The 18,083-nt window shown below is 69.9% G+C and carries 20 protein-coding genes and 1 pseudogene; 11 read left to right on the top strand and 10 right to left on the bottom strand.

What is annotated here, in order from left to right:
- Positions 1–16: 16 nt before the first annotated feature.
- The 4 genes from AAFN69_RS04795 to AAFN69_RS04780 are packed head-to-tail and all read right to left on the bottom strand — an operon-like array spanning position 17 to position 3,535.
- Complete coding sequence (locus tag AAFN69_RS04795; protein WP_347727001.1) at positions 17–1,171, bottom strand: C45 family peptidase; 1,155 nt, start codon at positions 1,169–1,171, stop codon at positions 17–19.
- Complete coding sequence (locus AAFN69_RS04790) at positions 1,168–1,920, bottom strand: SDR family NAD(P)-dependent oxidoreductase (RefSeq protein WP_347727000.1); 753 nt, start codon at positions 1,918–1,920, stop codon at positions 1,168–1,170. The genes AAFN69_RS04795 and AAFN69_RS04790 overlap by 4 nt, the downstream gene beginning before the upstream one ends.
- Positions 1,917–2,705: an SDR family NAD(P)-dependent oxidoreductase gene (locus tag AAFN69_RS04785; RefSeq protein ID WP_347726999.1), complete on the bottom strand. Its 789-nt coding sequence runs from the start codon at positions 2,703–2,705 to the stop codon at positions 1,917–1,919. Before AAFN69_RS04785 ends, AAFN69_RS04790 begins: the two co-directional genes overlap by 4 nt.
- Positions 2,702–3,535 (bottom strand): polysaccharide deacetylase, encoded by an 834-nt coding sequence (locus AAFN69_RS04780; protein ID WP_347726998.1) that lies wholly within the window; start codon positions 3,533–3,535, stop codon positions 2,702–2,704. Before AAFN69_RS04780 ends, AAFN69_RS04785 begins: the two co-directional genes overlap by 4 nt.
- A gap of 257 nt (positions 3,536–3,792) precedes the next feature.
- On the opposite strand from AAFN69_RS04780, the gene AAFN69_RS04775 reads away from it, so the two are divergent.
- Entirely contained in the window at positions 3,793–5,214 is a 1,422-nt protein-coding gene (locus AAFN69_RS04775) for an APC family permease (protein WP_347726997.1), read from the top strand.
- Between the two features lie 84 nt (positions 5,215–5,298).
- Here AAFN69_RS04775 and AAFN69_RS04770 read toward each other — a convergent pair whose 3' ends face one another.
- The 3 genes from AAFN69_RS04770 to AAFN69_RS04760 all read right to left on the bottom strand — a co-directional run bounded on the left by AAFN69_RS04770 (position 5,299) and on the right by AAFN69_RS04760 (position 10,009).
- A complete protein-coding gene (locus tag AAFN69_RS04770; RefSeq protein WP_347726996.1) occupies positions 5,299–5,733 on the bottom strand; it encodes a VOC family protein in 435 nt (144 codons plus the stop codon).
- Between the two features lie 720 nt (positions 5,734–6,453).
- Positions 6,454–9,201, bottom strand: coding sequence for a hypothetical protein (locus AAFN69_RS04765; RefSeq protein ID WP_347726995.1), 2,748 nt, complete (start codon positions 9,199–9,201; stop codon positions 6,454–6,456).
- Positions 9,202–9,379: 178 nt separating this feature from the next.
- Complete coding sequence (locus AAFN69_RS04760; protein ID WP_347726994.1) at positions 9,380–10,009, bottom strand: TIGR03086 family metal-binding protein; 630 nt, start codon at positions 10,007–10,009, stop codon at positions 9,380–9,382.
- Between the two features lie 269 nt (positions 10,010–10,278).
- Between AAFN69_RS04760 and AAFN69_RS04755 the strand changes: the two genes are divergently transcribed.
- The gene (locus AAFN69_RS04755; RefSeq protein WP_347726993.1) at positions 10,279–10,893 is read left to right on the top strand and encodes an RNA polymerase sigma factor; all 615 of its coding nucleotides are present in this window, start codon (positions 10,279–10,281) and stop codon (positions 10,891–10,893) included.
- Positions 10,890–11,807 (top strand): hypothetical protein, encoded by a 918-nt coding sequence (locus AAFN69_RS04750; RefSeq protein ID WP_347726992.1) that lies wholly within the window; start codon positions 10,890–10,892, stop codon positions 11,805–11,807. Before AAFN69_RS04755 ends, AAFN69_RS04750 begins: the two co-directional genes overlap by 4 nt.
- 169 nt (positions 11,808–11,976) lie before the next feature.
- Here the strand turns inward: AAFN69_RS04750 and AAFN69_RS04745 are convergent, their stop codons facing one another.
- Positions 11,977–12,513: an NUDIX hydrolase gene (locus AAFN69_RS04745; RefSeq protein ID WP_347726991.1), complete on the bottom strand. Its 537-nt coding sequence runs from the start codon at positions 12,511–12,513 to the stop codon at positions 11,977–11,979.
- 44 nt (positions 12,514–12,557) lie between these two features.
- Positions 12,558–12,938: an ATP-binding protein gene (locus AAFN69_RS04740; RefSeq protein ID WP_347726990.1), complete on the bottom strand. Its 381-nt coding sequence runs from the start codon at positions 12,936–12,938 to the stop codon at positions 12,558–12,560.
- 406 nt (positions 12,939–13,344) lie between these two features.
- On the opposite strand from AAFN69_RS04740, the gene AAFN69_RS04735 reads away from it, so the two are divergent.
- The 3 genes and pseudogenes from AAFN69_RS04735 to AAFN69_RS04725 all read left to right on the top strand — a co-directional run bounded on the left by AAFN69_RS04735 (position 13,345) and on the right by AAFN69_RS04725 (position 14,521).
- Entirely contained in the window at positions 13,345–14,244 is a 900-nt protein-coding gene (locus AAFN69_RS04735; RefSeq protein WP_347726989.1) for a helix-turn-helix transcriptional regulator, read from the top strand.
- Positions 14,225–14,320 (top strand): annotated as a pseudogene (locus AAFN69_RS04730) (DUF397 domain-containing protein); the annotation flags it as partial. The gene AAFN69_RS04735 and the pseudogene AAFN69_RS04730, both read left to right, overlap by 20 nt.
- Positions 14,321–14,323: 3 nt before the next feature.
- A complete protein-coding gene (locus AAFN69_RS04725) occupies positions 14,324–14,521 on the top strand; it encodes a DUF397 domain-containing protein (protein WP_347727270.1) in 198 nt (65 codons plus the stop codon).
- A gap of 24 nt (positions 14,522–14,545) precedes the next feature.
- On the opposite strand, the gene AAFN69_RS04720 is transcribed toward AAFN69_RS04725, so the two are convergent.
- The gene (locus AAFN69_RS04720) at positions 14,546–15,226 is read right to left on the bottom strand and encodes a hypothetical protein (RefSeq protein WP_347726988.1); all 681 of its coding nucleotides are present in this window, start codon (positions 15,224–15,226) and stop codon (positions 14,546–14,548) included.
- Between the two features lie 261 nt (positions 15,227–15,487).
- On the opposite strand from AAFN69_RS04720, the gene AAFN69_RS04715 reads away from it, so the two are divergent.
- From AAFN69_RS04715 to AAFN69_RS04695, 5 genes are all read left to right on the top strand, one after another.
- Positions 15,488–15,766, top strand: a complete 279-nt coding sequence (locus AAFN69_RS04715) for a hypothetical protein (protein ID WP_347726987.1) — start codon at positions 15,488–15,490, stop codon at positions 15,764–15,766.
- Positions 15,720–16,265: a DUF6879 family protein gene (locus AAFN69_RS04710; protein ID WP_347726986.1), complete on the top strand. Its 546-nt coding sequence runs from the start codon at positions 15,720–15,722 to the stop codon at positions 16,263–16,265. The genes AAFN69_RS04715 and AAFN69_RS04710 overlap by 47 nt, the downstream gene beginning before the upstream one ends.
- 11 nt (positions 16,266–16,276) lie before the next feature.
- Positions 16,277–17,125 carry a helix-turn-helix transcriptional regulator gene (locus AAFN69_RS04705; RefSeq protein WP_347726985.1) on the top strand — a complete coding sequence of 283 codons (849 nt, stop codon included), beginning with the start codon at positions 16,277–16,279 and terminating at the stop codon, positions 17,123–17,125.
- Between the two features lie 149 nt (positions 17,126–17,274).
- Entirely contained in the window at positions 17,275–17,505 is a 231-nt protein-coding gene (locus AAFN69_RS04700) for a DUF397 domain-containing protein (protein ID WP_347727269.1), read from the top strand.
- Positions 17,506–17,579: 74 nt separating this feature from the next.
- A complete protein-coding gene (locus AAFN69_RS04695; protein ID WP_347726984.1) occupies positions 17,580–18,083 on the top strand; it encodes a hypothetical protein in 504 nt (167 codons plus the stop codon).

The raw sequence follows: 18,083 nt of genomic DNA, 5'->3' as shown, positions 1-18,083 counted from the left end.
CCCCCCCGGCCCCCGCTCAGGCCCCGGCGAAGAACTCCCGGTAGTCATGGGTCACCCGGGGCACCGCACACGGATGCCCCAGCACCAGATGCATCGTCCGCCGCTCCGGCTCGATCACCGCGCTGGCCACCGTGGTGCCCTGCTCCAGCTCGGCGTCCTTCTCATCGGGGTGGCAGCAGAGCGCGTCGGGGAAGTTGGCGTGGTCGCTGAGGACCTCGTGCCATCCCGCCACCGAGGGCTGCGGCATCAGTTCCGCCAGCGCGACCGCCCGGTCGTAACGGAAGAGTGTGTCCGGCATGACCCTCGGCCCGTGGTCGGTGGCGCCGCCCGCGAACGCCGCGTCGCGGCCGCCGCTGAAGTGATTGGCGTGGACGAGACAGCCGCCCCGCTCCACCGGCTGCCGGTTCAGCTCCCCGGCCGACCCCGGCCGTGCCTCCACATTCACCCCCCGGCCGTCGCCGACCAGCAGATAGTTGGCGGAGGACGAGCGGTGCGCGGAGCGCAGCACCTCCTCGGCCGCGTCCACCGACTCCGATTCGAGCAGCGCCCGCAGCAGCAGGTGGTACGGCACCCCCGGCGCGCCCACGTCCAGCGAGGTCACCAGGGCGTTGGTCAGTACGGTCACCCCGGCCGAGTTCATCCCGAACTTCGCCAGCAGCCCGGCCTCCACGACCGAGACCCAGCGCGGCCCGGCCGACGGCGCGCACTCCAGCACGACCACGGTGTCGTGCGAGAAGGGGATCCAGTCCCAGTTCTGCCCCACGATCGGCTCGGGCCCGCGCAGATCGCAGAAGGCGGTGCACTCCCCGGGCGTGCGCGGCGGTTCCGCCCCCGCCGCCCCCTCGGCTATGCGGCGCGCCTTGCCCGAGAAGAGGATCTCGGTCCGCAGGTTGAGCGCCAGAACGTCCTCGAAGGACACCCCCGCGCCGTCCGCGATCCCGCGCATCTCCTCTGGATGGGCCGGGTTGAAATCCTCGATCACCGGGAGGAAGGTCTCCGCCAGCGCGGTCGCCGCGTCCCAGCGCAGCCCGGCGAAGGTCTCGTACACCCGCGCGTAGTTCTCCAGCGACAGCAGGACCCGCTCGCGTGCGGCGGTTCCGTACTGCCGGCCGCGCTCATACGGTCCGCCGGTGGTGCGCACGATCAGGGGCGGGGGAGTGGTGGTGCTCATGATGCGCTCTGCCCTCCATCGACGGAGATGACGGTTCCGCTGACATATGCCGACTGCTCGGAGGCGAGGAAGAGGCAGACCCGGGCGACCTCCTCGGCCGTCCCCAGCCGCCGGGCAGGGATGCGCCGGAGCACCTCCTCGAAGACCTCGGGCGTTCCCGAAACGGTGGTCATCGGGGTGTCGATCACCCCGGGCGCCACCACATTGACCCGTACCCCGGACGGCCCCCATTCCACCGCGAGCTGGCGGGCGAGCGAGACCACCGCACCCTTGCTGGCGCTGTACGCCGCACTGGGCTCGGCGGCGTCGCCGCGCACCGCCGCGATGGAGGAGAGCAGCACCACGCTCCCGCCCTCCGCGCCCGTCATCCGCCGCGCCGCCGCGGCCGAGACCAGCAGCGATCCCCGGGCGTTGATGTTCACCACCGAGTCCCACTCGGCGGCGGTCGTCTCGGTCGCGGGCTTGAAGCGGTAGACCCCGGCACAGTGGACGAGCGCATGCGGCGCGCGGCCCTCCCACGCCGTGTCGATCCACTCGAAGGCGTCGTGCACGGACCGCTCGTCGGTGATGTCGCAGGGGAAGGTGACCGGCGCACCGGAGCCGCCCTCCCCGGCGGTCAGATCCAGCCCGATGACATCCCAGCCGAGCGAGGCGGCGGCCACGGCGGTGGCCCGCCCGATTCCCGATCCGGCCCCGGTGACCACCAGCCGCCGCGCTTCCCCCTCGGTACCGCCCATGACGTCCTTCATGAGGTCAGCACCCCTCCGTTCACATTGATGGTCTGCCCGGTCACGTAATCGGCGCCGGAGAGCAGATAGTGCACCGCGTCGGCCACATCCGCGCCGCTGCCGTGCCGCTTGAGCGGCACCTCGGCGGCCAGCCGGTCCCGCACCTCGGTGAAGGAGCACCCGCCGCGCCGGGCGCGCGAGTCCAGCTCCTCCCGGTGCATCTCGGTCATCACATAGCCGGGGGCGACGGCGTTCACCGTGCATCCCGGGGCCAGCTCCAGCGCGAGGGTGCGCATCAGCGCGGCGACGGCCGCCTTGGAGGCGCTGTAGGCGCCCGCGCCGGGGACCGGCTGCTGGGCGAAGAGCGACCCCATGACCACGATCCGCCCCGGCCGGCCGTTCCGCCCCATCAGCGGGAGCACCGCCTGTATGCCGCGCAGCACCCCGAAGAAGTTGATGTCGAGGACCCGCCGGATCTCGTCCTCGGGGGTGTCCAGCAGGGGTGTCTCGGGACCGCCCACGGCCGCGTTCGCCACCAGCGCGTCCACACCGCCGAAGAGGTCACCGGCCGCCTCGGCCATCCGCGCCGCGTCGCGCGCCAGACAGACATCGGCGACCAGCCCGGCCGCCCGGATCCCCTCGCCCGCACCCCGGCCCCGCGCCGGATCCAGCCGCCGGGCCGCCTCGGTCACCCCGCCGTCCACATCGGTGAGCAGCACATTCCACCCCTCGTGGACCAGCCGCCCGGCGACCGCGTACCCGATCCCGCGCGCCGCGCCGGTGACCACCGCCGTACGCCGGGTCATGACCGCGCCTCCGAACCGACCGAGCGCAGCGCCGTCTTCCGTGCCGGTTGCCGCACCGCCCGGGCGATCTCCCCGCAGCGCGCGAACCAGATGTCGTCCCGCTTCCGCACCCCGGCGAGGAAGTCCTCCAGCATCCGCAGCCGCCCCGGCCGCCCGATGATCTGCGGATGGACGGTGAGGGTCACCAGCCCGCCGGCCGCGTGGATCGCCGAGGTCTCCTCGCCCCACAGCTCGGCCACCTCCCGCGAGGACCGCATCGTCCGGTCCCAGCTGCTGGCGTCGAACCAGAAGTGCGGGGCGTCGTCCAGCGACCAGTGCACCGGGATCTCCACCAGGTCATGGCCCGGATGGACATACGGCACCACCGCGTCCATCAGATTCGACGAGTAGTCGAAACCGTGCTCCGTCAGCAGATCGAGCGTGTTGGCGCTGAGGTCCCAGGACGGCGACCGGTAGCCGGACACCCGGTCCGTGAACCGCCACAGCGCGGCCAGCCCGCTCGCCAGCTCCGCCTCCTCCTCGTCCCGCTCCATGAGATGCGGTGACCGGTGGGTGAAACCATGGTGCCCGATCTCATGCCCCCGCCCGGCCACGGACTCCAGAATCGAGGGATAGCGTTCCGCGTCCCCGCCGCACACGAAGAAGGTGGCCGGAATTTCCAGCCGGTCCAGCATGTCGAGAATCTGCGGCACGGCGACTTCCGCCCCGTACCGCGCCTGGGAAAGGACACCGGGCCGGACCGCGTTCGCGGGGTCCTCGGCGAGCCACAGCTCCTCGGCGTCGAAGTCGACGGTCAGCGCCAAAGCCGCGCCATAGCCTGCTGGCCACATACGTGGTCCTCTCTCCATTGCGGGGATCGGGGAACACGTTACGGACCGGTCCGAAATAGCGAACTCCGTAAGATTACGTATGGCCCGTGCCCGGGATCACCCCCACCGCGCCCGCGGACGTGCCACACCGCGTCGTAGGTTGGAAACCTCGCGTCCGTACGTAGAGATGCGTATGTCGGTCCCCGCCGGTGTTTGCCACTCTTCGGGCATCGATGGAACCCCCGTTGAACAGACGGGCGCGGAGAGGAATCACGCCGGTGTCCAGTACAGAAACCGAGAAAGCGCCGCAGCTGACAAGAGTGCTGCGCCTGCCCGCGATCGTCCTGTTCGGCCTCACCTATATGTCACCGGTGGCGGTCTTCACGACCTACGGGATCGTCAATGACGAGACCGCCGGACATCTGCCGGCCGCTTATGTGCTCGCGCTGGGTGTCATGCTGCTCACCGCCCACAGCTATGGCCGGATGGTGAAGAGCTTCCCGGCGGCGGGCTCCGCGTACAAATACTCGCGGCGGGTCTTCGGCGGCCATGTCGGTTTCCTCACCGGCTGGACCCTGATGCTGGACTATCTCTTTCTCCCGATGGTCTCCTTCCTCCTCGCCGGAATCTATCTCCACGCCCAGTTCCCCGGTGTTCCCCAGGGTGTGTGGAGCGTGCTCGTCCTCCTGGTCGTCCTGGTCTTCAATGTCCTCGGCGTCAAATTCGTCAGCAAGGTCACCGCGGTCATCATGGGCGTCACCGCCCTGCTGCTGATCACCTTTGTCACGCTCGGCGCGGTCAACGCCGAGGTACCGGCCGCCGACGCCTTCCAGTCCTTCATCCCGGCCTCCGACCAGTGGGGCCTCCTCGCCGGGGGCGCGGCGATCCTCGCCCTCAGCTTCCTCGGCTTCGACGCCGTCTCCACCCTCGCGGAGGAGGCGCACGACCCGCGCCGGACCATCCCCCGGGGCATCATGCTGACCACCGCGATCGGCGGCGGCCTCTTCATCCTGGTCGCCTGGGTCGGCTCGCTGGTCCGCCCGGACAACGACTTCGCCGACCCCGACGCGGCCGGCGCCGAGCTGATGGAGACCATCGGCGGCTCCGCGCTCAGCGGCGCCTTCACGGCGGTGTACGTGCTCGGCTGCTTCGGCTCCGCGATGGTCTCGCAGGCCAGCGTCTCCCGGATCATCTTCTCCATGGGCCGGGACGGCCTGCTCCCCAAGCGGCTCTTCGGCCGCCTCAACCCGAGGTTCGGCACCCCCGTCGGCGCGCTGGTCACGGTCTCGGCGGTGGCCCTGCTCTCCACCGTCCTCACCCTCGACCAGGCCGTCGTCATGATCAACTTCGGTGCGCTGGCCGCCTTCTCCATGGTCAACCTGAGCGTGATCAAGCACTACCTCTTCGGCGCCGGCCGCACCCTGGGCGCACGATCCCTCCTGGTCAACGGTCTGCTCCCGGGCCTCGGCTTCGCCAGCACGGTCTGGCTCTGGACCAGCCTCACCGGTGACACCTTCACGGTGGGCCTGCTCTGGATGGCCGCGGGAGTCGTCCTTCTGGCCATCTCCACCCGCTTCTTCACCCGGCAGCCCCCGGAACTCCACATGGACGAGGGCGACCGCACGGACCTCCCGGTGCCGGGCGGCCCCGAGGAGCTTCCCCCGGCGGAGAAGACCACCCCGGCGGCGCCCTCCGCGTAACGGACTCCGCCGGCCCGTACAACAGCGGTGCCCCGCACCCGGCGATCGGGGGCGGGGCACCGCTGCCGCACGGGGCGGGCGCTGTCAGTCGAGACAGAATTCGTTGCCCTCGACGTCCTGCATCGGAATACAGGACTCGTTCTCCTCGTCGGCGTACAGCGTCCGCACATGCACCGCGCCGAGCGCGACCAGCCGCGCGCATTCGGCCTCGAGCTTCGCCAGGCGCTCCGCACCCACGAGCCCGGTGCCGACCCGCACATCGAGATGCACCCGGTTCTTGACGACCCGGCCCTCGGGAACACGCTGGAAGTACAGCCGAGGTCCCACACCCGAGGGATCGCTCGCCGAGAACCAGGCGCCCCGCTTCTCCGGCGGCAGAGTCCGGTGGTAATCGTCCCAAGTGTCGAACCCCTCCGGGGGTGAGGGTGCGGTGTACCCCAGAACCTCGCACCAGAAACGCGCGACGCGCTCGGGGTCCGCACAGTCGAAGGTGACTTGGAATTGCATGACCGATGACATCCGACCACCGTAACAGGCGTACTCCGTAACGCATTTCCGGCGACCGCGTCCCGCGAGTCCGATTCAGCCTCTCGACCGGTATGTCTCGGCGGCCCGGCCGTGGAAGCGGCGTATTCTGTCCTTCTCGGTGGAGGGCCCGGAAGCGATCGGAAGATGGAGCCGGCCGTCAATGTCCAGTACACGGTTGAGAACGAACAGCTCCACCCCTTTCCCGTCCACCCGGGCGTACTCGCCGCTCGCCCCCGGTGTTCGCCGACTTCCACGGACCTGAGACGGGCGGCAGTGGACCGGGACGAGTCACGGCAGGGCCGCAGTTCGCGCTCCACATCCCGCTGATGGGCCAGTAATGCGGCGCCGCTGTCACCGGGCGCCGCGTCCCGCCCGGGAACCACGATCAGTTCGCAATCGCCGCTGGTGTACACATCCTGGGCATCGCTGTTCCGTTCGTGGCGCCGCCACTTCACGGGAATCTCCACCTCGAACGCGTCCTCCCGCACGCGCTCGTGGGAGCGGACGGCCTTCGGGGGGTCTTGGGTGAGCTCTTGGGGGATGCCCTCGGTGTGGCACTCGCCGAGGCGGACGGCCCGGGCGGTGTGTCGTCCCCGAACCGCTCCACCACCGGAGGGACGGCCACGGTGAGGCCCTCGCCCCCGGCCTCCCCGCGCACCGGTGCCGGGCCCGCCCGCACGCGGCCCCGGCACCCGGGCGCCGGCCGCGGGACTACCCCTCGGCCGCCCGCCGTACCTCCGCGCGGAGCGCGTCCGCCTGCCGGCGGATCCCCGCCTGCACCGGACGCGGGGCGCCCTGGTCGCGGAAGTGGCCGACCAGGGAATTCAGCACCCCCTCCGCCCGCTGGAGGTCACCGGCCTTGGCATGGACCCGGGCCAGCCGCCGCATCGCCGCGTTCAGGGTGAGATTGTCCAGACCGGTCTCCCGATCGGTGCGGGAGACCGCGATGGCGCTGGTGAGCTGGGTGACGGCCTCCTTGATGTCGGGCTCCCGGACCTCGATCCGGCCGTTCTCGATGTGCTGGAAGTGCCGCCCGGCGTTCGCGCCCCTGGCCAGCCGGGCGTGGACGGCCAGCGGGTGCCGGCCATGGCGGTCGATGATCTCCTGGAGCGCGTCATTGCCCGCCGCCAGCCGGGGTGAGTCGGAGCCCAGCAGCGCGAGCAGGGCACCCTGGTCGTCGCCGATCAGCAGCTCGCCCACCTCCTGGTCGGCGCGGTCCAGCGGCGTACGGACGCGGATGGCGCGGGTGGGGGACACGATGCGGGAACCGTCGACGCTGTGGTGGACGGCGGTGATCCGGTAGAGCCCGGGCTCCGCGAAGTACAACCCCTCGCCGCCGTAGCCGAGATAGGCGCTCGCGTACACGGCGGGCCGCTGCTCATCGAGGGTGACCGTGGACTCCGCCGGCCCGTGCCCGCCGCAGATCCGGGCCAGCGGCCGGAAGACCCGCGTCCGGCCGTACGGGTCGGTGATCGCGAAGGAGGTGCGCTCGCTCTGTCCGCCGATCTCCTCGGCCACCGTCACCTCGCCGCGCCGCCCGGTGAGGGTCAGCCGCACCTCGGCCGTCACCGGCTCGCCGTAGGCGAAGCTGTCCTTGCCCCCGAGGGTGAGGGCGAGCCCCGATTCATCGGCGACCGAGGCCGCGAACGCCTCCGCGCCGAAGTCCTCCTCGGTGACGGCGGCCGAGTGCACCACGAAGTTGTCGCCGCCGGGAACGATGTAGCGGTAGAAGCCGTGCCGCAGATGACGCAGCTCGTCGTCGCTGAAGCGGAACGGGAAGTCCTGCCAGAAGTGCGCGTCCCCCGCCCGGCTGCCGCCGTCGTCGTAATTCTGCGGGTAGTTCATCCAGGACAGCTCGCCGTAGCCGCTGTTGGGACCGAGCGGGGCGGGCGGCTGGGCCAGGCCCTTCTGCCAGGCGTGCAGCAGATTGAAGGCGTGTCCCACCTCGTGCACATAGGTGTGCAGTTCATGCGCGCTGCCGACGAGACCGTAGCGGTTCAGCTCGCCGTGGAAGACGGCCATGCCCTGCCGCTGGCTGCCGATCTGGTCGAACATGATCCCGATGACACCCGACGTGGTGTGGCGGGTGGCGACAAAGGTCCACAGCTTCCACTGGGTGACATTCCGGTGGAGGCTGAAATTGCCGGTCATCGCGGCATGCAGCTCCGCCTCCGACCAGCGCAGATCCCAGCCCGAGCTGTCGGTGACCGTATTGGCGGTGCCCGCGCCGGCGATCTCGACGCCCGCCTCGGCATAGGCGGAGGCGAGGGTCAGCACCCGGTTGCGATAGCCGGGCGGGGTCGCGCCCCGGGAGGTGTCGTACTGCCCGAAGACGGCCGTGCCCGCCATCGAGTCGGTCTCCATCTCCACCGAGCGGAGCGCCGCGCCGTCGTACGCACAGCTGAAGACCCTGCTCTGGACGCCGTCGGCGGACTCCAGCCGCAGCGTCGCCCGCTGGGCCGGGGCATCGGCCCCCACCCGGGGAATCGTCAGATGCAGCCTGGTCAGCGGCGAGTTGTTGGCCCACTGCATTCCGCCGCCGGTGACGAGGTACTGATCCGCCCCCTGATCCACGGCCGGGGCGGTCGCGCGGAAGGAGTTGCTGTACGAGGTGGTCGCCCCCGAGACGGTGAAGAGGTCACCGCTGATGGTCGAGAGCGAACGCTCGCCCTCCAGATCGACCCGGAGTTCGACCCGCTGATCGGCCCCGGTCTCGCTCCAGCGGCCGGTGACGGGCCGGTAGGGAGCGCGGTACGGGTCCGGCAGCGCGGCGAGCCCGGGGACCCCGAGCGCGTTCAGCGCCCCCGAGGCCACCACACCGGTGTTCCAGTTGAGGATCAGCCCCCGCGTCCCCTTGATCAGCAGACTCTGTCTGGTCCCGTCGGCGGCGGGCCGATACGCCACCACATGGTCGAAGTCCCCCCGGAAGTCGGCCGGCAGCCGCGCCCAGCCGGCGCTCCCGGTCGCGTCCGGGCCCTCGGTGATCAGGCTCTCGCGCACCACACCGGTGCGCCAGTGCAGGGTCAGGACCCGGGGCCCCTTGAAGAAGTACGTCTGCCAGTGCCCGTCCGCCCCGTCCGGGGCCTGGAGCAGCGCGTCGATCTGCGACCGGTACCCGGCGGGCAGCGCGGTCCCCCAGTTGTCCAGCCCGGTCCACGGGCCCTCGCTCTGGATGCCACGGTCCCAGTGGTACGACTCGTAGCGGTCCCCCCGGAAGAAGAGGGTGATCCACGATCCGCCGGAGACGGGCAGCATCAGCGCACCGTCGCTGTAGCGCTGGTAGCCCTCGCTGCGGCCGGCGAGCTTGGCGTCGATCTGCGTCAGCGGCCCCGAGGCGACGAGCGACTCCCGACTCACCAGCGCGCCGTTCACCCCCCGCCCGAACAGTGCTTTCCACTCACCCGCCGGGTAGGCGAACGCCCAGCTGAACCCGGTTGTCTTGTAGCGCATGAATGCCATGTGGTGCGCCTCCTCGGGACCGCGGAGCCCGGTGGCTCCGTCGGCTCGGGAGTCTTGCGCGGTGCGGGGCGCGAAGGTTGCGAATCGGGGGAAAGTTGGCTCGATGGGGGTAATGCGCCCGAATTCCCTGGCCAGGGGATGTGGGGTGTGCTGGGCAGCCCCCTGATCCGCGCGGGTGCTACGGCCCCGCCGGGGTCCAGTCGGGGGAACGGCCACTGAGACCGATGACCCGGTCCAGCAGCGGCGCGCGGGCCGCGACCGGGACGGCCGGGCCGAAGTTGGTCCCGCGCACCGAGTCGTCGTCCCCGGCCTCCGCCAGCAGTCCGTACGCGCCCCGCAGGGTCGCCTCCGGCAGCGCGTACGGCTGACCGGTGGCCCGGGCCAGATCCCAGCCGTGGACGACCAGTTCGTTCAGGGCGACCTGCCCGGCGACCGGGGCGGGCAGATCGACGCCCCCGGCGCGGGTCACACCCTCCCACGCCTCCGGCCCGGCCCAGACCGCCGCCAGCTCCCCGAGCCGCTTCGGCAGCACCGTCCGCCAGTCGTCGTCCAGCACCGGCAGGGCACTGTCCGGCGGGGTGTCCGTGGTGGGCCCCAGCCTCTTCAGCCCGGTGTCCCGGAAGGCCGCGGCCAGCCCGTTCAGATGGCCGAGCAGCTCCCGTACCGTGTAGCCCGGGCAGGGCGTCGGCGCCCCGAGCCGCCCGTCCGCCACCCCGTCGAGCAGGCCGGCCACGGCGTCGGCGGCGGGCCGGAGATCGTACGGGGGGCGCGGAGAGTCCGGCGACTGGTTCTGTGCGGTCGGTTCCATGGACCGATGGCTTCCCGGCCGGTCGGGCCCATCACGGGGAACGCGTCCGTATGGTCCGTTCGGTGGTACCCGTACCCGTCGCGGCGGCGGCCGGACTCCGGAGTGAGCCGCCGCCCGCCGGCGTATGCGGCCCTCCTCCGCGAACAACCCGCCCCCGGACCCGGTCGGCACCGCTCCGGCGGCGGCCCGGCGGCGCCCCGCGAACGCTCGCGCGCGGCACGACAAGTAGGGGTTGAGACCGCCGTCGGGCGGTCGGAGACGGAGAATCCGTGGAACGGGACCACCCACACCACCCCGGCGGCGCCGACGACGACAGCGACGACCTGCTGAGCCGCGCCGCGGCCGACCCGGCGGCGTTCACCCCGCTGGTGGAGCGGCTGTCGCCCGCCCTGCACGCGTACTTCGCCCGCCGCGCCCCCGGTGCCGCCGACGATCTGCTCGCCGAGGCATGGCTCCAGGCGTTCACGGCCCGCCGCACCTTCGACGCCGCACGCGGCCCGGCCCGCGCCTGGCTCTTCGGGGTGGCCCGCAATGTCCTGGCCGGCCACCTCCGGCGGGCCGGGCGGACGACCCCCGCCGCCCGCCCCGCCGAGGTCGACCCCTGGCAGGCGGTCGACCAGCGGCTGGACGCCGCCGCCCTGGCACCCGAACTGCGCCGTGCGCTGGCCGTACTCCCCGCCGAGGAACGGGAGCTGCTGCTCCTGGTCTCCTGGGAGGAACTGACCCCGACGGAGGCCGCCGGCGTGGTCGGCATCCCCGCCGGTACGGCCCGCTCCCGCCTCCATCGCGCACGCTCCCGGCTGCGCGCCCGCCTCACCCCGATCAGCCACCTGATCACGGCACCCGCCATACCCGCACAGCCCAACCGGAGGGAACCGGCATGACCCGCCGACAGGAAAACCTCGACTTCCCCGGTGCCGGCGCGCTCCGGGACGCGGGCCGCGTCGCCCCCCCGGACCCGGCGGCCGTCGCCCGCGCGCTGGCGGTGGTCCGCGCCGCCGCCGAAGCGGAGACACCCGTGGCGGCGGCCCCCGCCGCCCGGCGTCCGCTCTCCCTCGGCCGCCGCGTCCTGGCCACCTCGGTGGCGCTGGCCGCCGTCGCGGCGGGCGTGCTCGCGTACGGCGCGACGGACGCCGCCGACGCCGGCGACCGTCCCGCGCACCGGGCGGAGGCGGTGGGTCTCACCACCTTTCTGGAGAACACCGCGAATGTGGCCGCCTCCCGGCCGGTCGCCGACGCCAAGTACTGGAAGGTGCGGACGAAGACCAGCTCCGAGGGGGCGAAGCCGACCTCGGTGGCCGACACCTACTTCGCCCGCTCCATGGATGCCGTGTACATCGTCGTCGGTGGCAAGACGCACAAGAAGCCGGGGAAGTTCAACTGGGGCCTCGGGCCCAGGAAGCTGTACGGCTGGGACGATCTGAACCGGCTGCCCACCGACCCGGCGAAGCTGGTCGCCCTGATGAACAGTGACAAGGAGTACGCCGGTCAGTCCGCCTTCCTCGGGGCCGGCACACTCCTCGGCGCGACCCCAGCCAGGCCCGCACTGCGCGCGGGGCTGTACCGGGCCCTCGGCCGCCTCCCGGGCGTCAAGCTCGTCGGCACGGTGAAGGACAGCACCGGCCGCAGCGGTACGGAACTGGTCTTCAGCGGCAAGCAGAGCACCGACTACCTGGTGATCGACCCCGGCACCAGTGTCCTGCTGGAAGCCAGACAGGTCAGCAACATCGGCAGCGACCGAGGCCAGGTCGTCCGCACCACCTATCTGCTCAGCGCCCCCGCCGACACGATCGGCTGACGCTCCCGCCACCTGCCCGAACCGGCGCCCCGGGGCACTCGACTCCCCGGGGCGCCGGCCTGTCCGGGGCCGCGCCCGCCGCCTCAGCCGCCGCTGAGCACCGCCCAGGCCAGGCTTCCCGTCAGCGCCAGTACGGAGAGCACGGTCGCGATCTGCTCGGCCCTCGGGCTCATGGCCGCACCACCAGCCATCCGCGCAGCCGGCCCGCCAGCCGCTCCTCGATCTCCGCGAGCGGCACCCAGCGGAGCTCGGCGCTCCCGGCCCGCCCCGAGGCCACCACCCGGGAGTGGCACCGGAAGAGATACCGGAACCCCACCGACAGCCGCGCCCCGTCCGGCCCGGCCTCCCGCCGCGCCTCCACGACGACCGGCTCCTCGGCCCCCGGCACGTCCCACACCTCCCGTATCCCGCCGTGCTCCCGCAGCGCGCGGAGCGCGGTGGCGTGGAGCGTACGGTCCCGGCCGTGCGGCTCGCTCTCGGCGAGCCCCCACCCCGCGCCGTCCCGGAAGGCGAGCACCCGCTCCTCCTCGTCCACCACCAGCGCCCCGGCCCGCACCACCGGGCAGGCGCCGCGATGCGGACAATCGCCGAGCACGGAGTGATCGCGCAGGGCGTGGTAGAGCGGCATTAATTGCTCGCTCTCGGAGGGGTGGTGGTAAATGTAGGCCGTGAGTTCCTTCACGATGTCGCTGCCCGAAACAGCCATGTCCTTCTTTCTGTTCCTGTACTTCTGATGACGGGATTCTGCGATCAGGCGGCGATTCCCCGCCGACTCGGCACGGTGCACCAGGTGCAGCTGCCTTTCCGTCCCCAGGAGCGGGCGAGCAGCGCGACGATCTGCATTCCCCGTCCGCTTTCCTCATCGGGCCCCGGATATCTCACTTCCGGCACACCGCCCGGGGTGTGGTCGTCCACTTCGATACGGACCTCGCCCAGCGGGTCGAGCGCGAGCCGGAAGGTCACGTCACCGCCGCCCCCGTGGGCGATGGCATTGGTCACGATCTCGCTGACGAGCAGCTCCACGGTGTCGATGGCGGTGGCATCCCGTAGCCCGCTCCGGTGGAGGACGGCGGAGCTGAGCTGTCGCAGCCGTGCGACACAGACGGCCTCCGGGAGGAATGAGACCTCCATTCGGTGAATACGAATCAAGCCATCAGCCGGGCGCGTCGGTGAATCCGCGCGGAGTGGCGGACGCACCTCCTTGTGCATGATCGCGTGGGGGGAAATGGACATGGCGAATCCTTTTTCCGGTGGGCTCGTTGGGCTCCGTGAAGGGGATCGGTCACGGAGGATCCGTGGGGTTCACGCAAAGCGTTCGAATGGCAGCGGTGCGTGAGAATCTGACGCTAGAGTGACATCGAAAGCACTACGGTGGAACCGATTTCTGGGCACTCCCGAAATCAAAGTTCTGCGTGAACTGCCGCTGTCTCGCGGTAATTCTGCGCGGCAGCGAAACGTTCTGCTGTGGCGCAGAACGTTTCTTGCACGGGCGGAACCCTCGCCGACACACTGGTACGCGCGCAGGAAGGAACAGCAGATGATCACGGACATCGAGTCGGCCACGCCCGCTCTGTGCCGTCTGCACCTCGGCAGTGAACTACGCCAACTCCGCCATGAGGCCCGCCTGAAGGCGAGCCAGGTGGTGCGCCGGCTCCTCTGGAGCCCGTCGAAGCTCACCCGGCTGGAGACGGGGGAGAACGCGATGGTGGAGCCGTCCGACGTGATAGCGCTCTGCGACATGTACGGCGCGGACGAGGAGAAGCGCGCCCAGCTGGTGGGGTACGCGGCGGTGACGAAGACGAAGAAGGACTGGTGGCAGACGGCGGAGTACCGGCCGGCCGTGAGTCCGACGTTCAAGGCGTACTTGGGGCTGGAGGCGACTGCCGCCGCGAAGCACGAGTACGCGTCTGAGTTTGTGCCAGGGCTGCTTCAAACCGAGGAATATGTCCGGGCGATCTACCAAGTCTCGGACTTGGCGCGGGATGCCAACGAAGTCAACCGCTACGTAGCGGTCCGCATGGCACGTCAGGAGGCGCTGGGGCGGATGGACAGCCCGCTTCGCTTCGCTGCCGTCATTAACGAGTCCGTACTGCGCCGCCGGATCGGCGGCTCAGGAGTGATGTGCGCCCAGCTGGCACACATCGTCACGATGGCGACCACGCTTCCGCAGGTTCGGGTCCAGGTGATCCCCTTCAGTAGCGGTGTCCACGAGGGCATGAATGGGGCCTTCACTCTGCTGCGCTTCCGGGACGGCGGTTCACTGAAACCCATCACCTACTTGGAGAACTACGCGGATGCACAGGTTGTCCGCAGTGGAGAAATCGTCGACCAATACGAGATTGCCTTCGCGGACCTGCAAGCCGATGCACTGGGGCCGAAGGAGTCCTTGGGCATGATCCGAGCAGCGATTGAGGAGCATGGAGCACATGGGCAATGACCTTCTGAAAAATGCTCGTTGGTACACATCCAGTCACAGCAACGACGAGGGTGGTCAATGTGTAGAAGTTGCACAGCTGGTGGATGCCTACTGGTTCACCTCCAGTTACAGCAACAACCAGGGCGGTGATTGCGTCGAGGCGGCCCTCCTCCCCGAAGCCATAGCCGTCCGCGACTCCAAGAACCCCGAGGGCCCCGCCTTCGTCTTCCCGGCCGCCGCCTGGACCGGGTTCGTCACCTCCCTGACATCCGGCGGCCTCGGCGTCGATCCCGCGTAGCCGGGCCGCGCCACGCCACCCGGGTCACCCCCTTCCGTACAAGAAGAAGGGGGTGGCCCCGGGCGCATCGGCACGCAGTGGTGACTTCCCCGCCCGGATGAGGTCGGCCATCGCCCGCGAGTCCACATGGTCCAGGCCCCAGTCCCCGCCGGACTCGCCGGAGGCATCGCCTTCGATGGCGAGCACTTCCGGTACAAGCAGCTTGACGAGAGACGGGTCGGTCTCGGCGACGAACGTGAATCCGCACGGTGACTCGATGCGTCGATGGTCACCGGCGATCAGCGGCGCGAGGACCCGGCCGCCCACTTCGACATGATGGTATTTGGTGAAGATCAGCCCTGCGGTGAGGTCACCGGCGACATGGGCGCTGCACTCGTTGTCCGTGAAGAGCGCGCAGCCGTCGACCGTGACGTTTCCCCGGACCTCCAGCCACCCCTCGGTGATGAGATTCCCGGCCCGCAGATCCCCGCTGACGACGATCAGTGACTCCGGATCCAGGCAGTCCTCCAGCAGCCCTTGGACGGCCAGGTTCCCGTGAACGAGGAGCATGCCGGTCCATGGCTCGACCCCGGTGCGGAGATCGCCGCTGATCTCCAGGTTGCCGTCATGGAACAGAACATCGACGCCATGATGGGGGTCCCGGAGCCCGGCCTTCCACGCGTCGGCCACCGCCATCGCCCGGCGGCGAACGTCCGGGTCTTGCACATGGGTGTGACCAGCTCTTCCATCCGGCCCGCGCTGAGCGTGCCCCGGAGCGCGCTCCGGGGCGGTCCTCGTCGGCGAGTACCCTCGCGCGAGTCGGCTCGGCGAGAGCCTGCCGCGTCCTCAGGGGGCAACGGCGACGCATGTCCTGGCCGAAAGCAGATCCCTTTCCGGCCGCTCGACACTTGCATCGTTGACATCATCGTGGCCACACATCCAAGCTCATGCACGCTGGCGCAAGCCAACTCGACACCGGAGGCAGCCATGGCACTACGGTTCATCGGGATTGACCCTGACACGGGACAGCAGGGTTCTCCCACAGTGTGGGTGGACGAGGAGCACATGGAGCTGGTGTTCCAGGGGTGGAAGCCGGACGGACGAGTGGAGGCGGAGTGCGCGGCGTTCGAGGCTCCCGGACATGCGTCTGGAATCCCTCCGCACGAGGCTTTGGTGCGGATGCCAGTGCGTATGGTGCCAATGCTCAGGGAGGCGTGTGATGTCGCAGAGCGAGCATGGATTTCACGATCTGCTGGCGAGAGCTGAAGTATCGGCTGTTCATCTGGAGATGCGTGACTCGTACGGTGTTGGTGATGAAGTCGAAGACTTCGAGATCTGGCGCCGCACCGGGAAACGTGATGTGAACCCGGAGTCCGCGTACTGGGCGCCATGGGTGGACCTGATTCGAGGGACGGTCAGCCGGGGTGTTGTTGTCCGTCGCGCACGAATCGTCTCGGAGCCGGTCACTGAGTACATTCAATACGAGCACGCTGGTACCGTCGTGAATATTCATGCTGGAGAGCAGGTCCGTTGGCTGCCCAGGCGGCAGGCGTCGGATATTGCCCTGCCCGGCAATGACTGCTGGATTTTCGATGGGAAGATCGTGCTCTTCAATCACTTCACAGGGAATGGTGACTGGTCCGAGCCGGGCTGGGAGGTCCGCTCGGAGGCCGGCGTTGCCACGTTTGTGTCAGCCGCCTTCGAGTCCGTGTGGGAGCGCGGCGTTCCCCATGATGAGTACTCGGTCGGTACCGGCAGCAACTGAGATCTGAACGAGTGTCTGTATCCCCTTCGTCAAGAGCGCAGGCTGCCAGGGAACGCCTGGCAGCGCGACTCGGTGATCTCCGCCGTGAGGCGGAGATCACCGGGTACGAATTGGGGTTGCGGTGCGGATGGAGCGCGGCCAAGTCCTCGCGGATTGAGAACGCCAGGACGCCGCCTTCCGATGCTGACATTCGCGCATGGTGCAAGGCGTGTGGTGCTCTGGACGCAGTTGCTGATCTCGTCGCTGAGAATCGCCATGTCGACCAGATGTACGTCCAGTGGAAGAAGCTGCACCGTCACGGAATGCGCAGGGCCCAAGAAGAAGTGGTCCCGCTGTACGAGAGCACCCGACTGTTCCGTGTCTACTGCTCGAATGTCGTACCAGGGATGCTTCAGACCAAGGCTTATGCGGCGGCGCTGCTCTCCACCATTGCCGCATTCCAAGGGACGCCTGACGACGCGACTGATGCCGCAGCCGCCCGCGTCGAGCGGTCGAGTCTGCTGCACCGGGGCAACGGGCGGTATGCCCTGCTGATGGAAGAAACGGTACTCCGATATCGCATCGGCGACGAGGAGACCATGGCGGGACAGCTCGGCTATCTTCTCGCGGCCATGGCACTTCCCCAAGTGAGTCTTGGCATCATTCCTTTCGCAGCCCGCCGGCGTGTTTGGCCGTTGGAGGCGTTCTATCTGTTCGACGACGACAGAGTCGCCGTCGAACTTCTCACGGCCGCGGTGAACGTGTCGGCACCGAGCGATCTCGCCACATACGCGAGGGCCTTCGCGGAACTTTCCAAGATCGCAGTTCATGGTGCAGACGCCCGAGCGCTCATCACCGAAGCCATCGCGCAGCTCGATTAGTTCGCCTGCAAGTTCGTGCAACTTCATGGACTGCCGTATTGGCCACTTCCTACGCTCGGTCTCGTGCCTGGGAGCCATGAGGCCTCGCCGTCCGCCAAGGGCGGAGAGATGGGCCCGGGGCTGTCGCGAGTATCAGGAAGGGCATGGCGATGACCGACCTCTACATGCTCCCGATCGAGGGAGCCGAGTTCTCGAAGGCGTGCGGCGGCAACACCCATCCGGACGGCGAGGCATGCGTGACCCTCGCGCGGATCGACGCGGGCGTCTGGGCGCTGGGGGACAGCAAGCGGCCGGATGCCCCGCCGCTGCGGTTCACCACCGCCGAGCTGAAAGCCGCCGGCATCGATCCGGCGAGATTCGGGCTCTCCGCCCGTCCCTGAAACCGGCTGTCGGCGGTCCTGTCCTCACCCCGCGCGGACCGGACCGCCGTCCGCCCTCGGAACGGAGCAGTGCGGTGCACCATCACGGATACGCGTGGCTGGGTGAGAAGCAGGTCTTCGACCGCGAGAGCATCCGGCGGCCACCCGGGCAGGTCCCGACCGCGACCAGCCCGCCCGATGTCCAGGACCGCCACCGGCAGGCGATGTCCGAGTTCCCGGCGTCGGATGTCCCGCCGATTCAGACGGCGCACTGGCTGGGGAAACCGGCGTCGATGGTCCGGGGCACCTGGCGCGAGCCCAAGGAGGCGGGGGAGTGGCTCCGGGCTCAGCTGGAGGAGTTCGCTCCCCGGTTCGCCTCGGAGGAGGACCGGGAGCCCATCCGGCTGGTGCTGCTGGTGAACGCGGCGGTGGAGCGGCTGGCCTGGGGCGGTGATGTGTCGCTCGGACACTATCTGAAGGGCACGGTCTTCCACTCGGTGGCCGTGGTGACCTGTTCTCCGAACCGGGCGGCCCCCGATCTGCCGTGCCCGTCGGGCTCTCCGCCCGCCCCGGGGCCGGCCGGCGCGGCACCGGGCTGA

The sequence above is a fragment of the Streptomyces sp. CAU 1734 genome (assembly GCF_039888735.1).
Lineage (GTDB): Bacteria > Actinomycetota > Actinomycetes > Streptomycetales > Streptomycetaceae > Streptomyces.
This window is presented reverse-complemented; position numbering and strand designations above follow the sequence as displayed.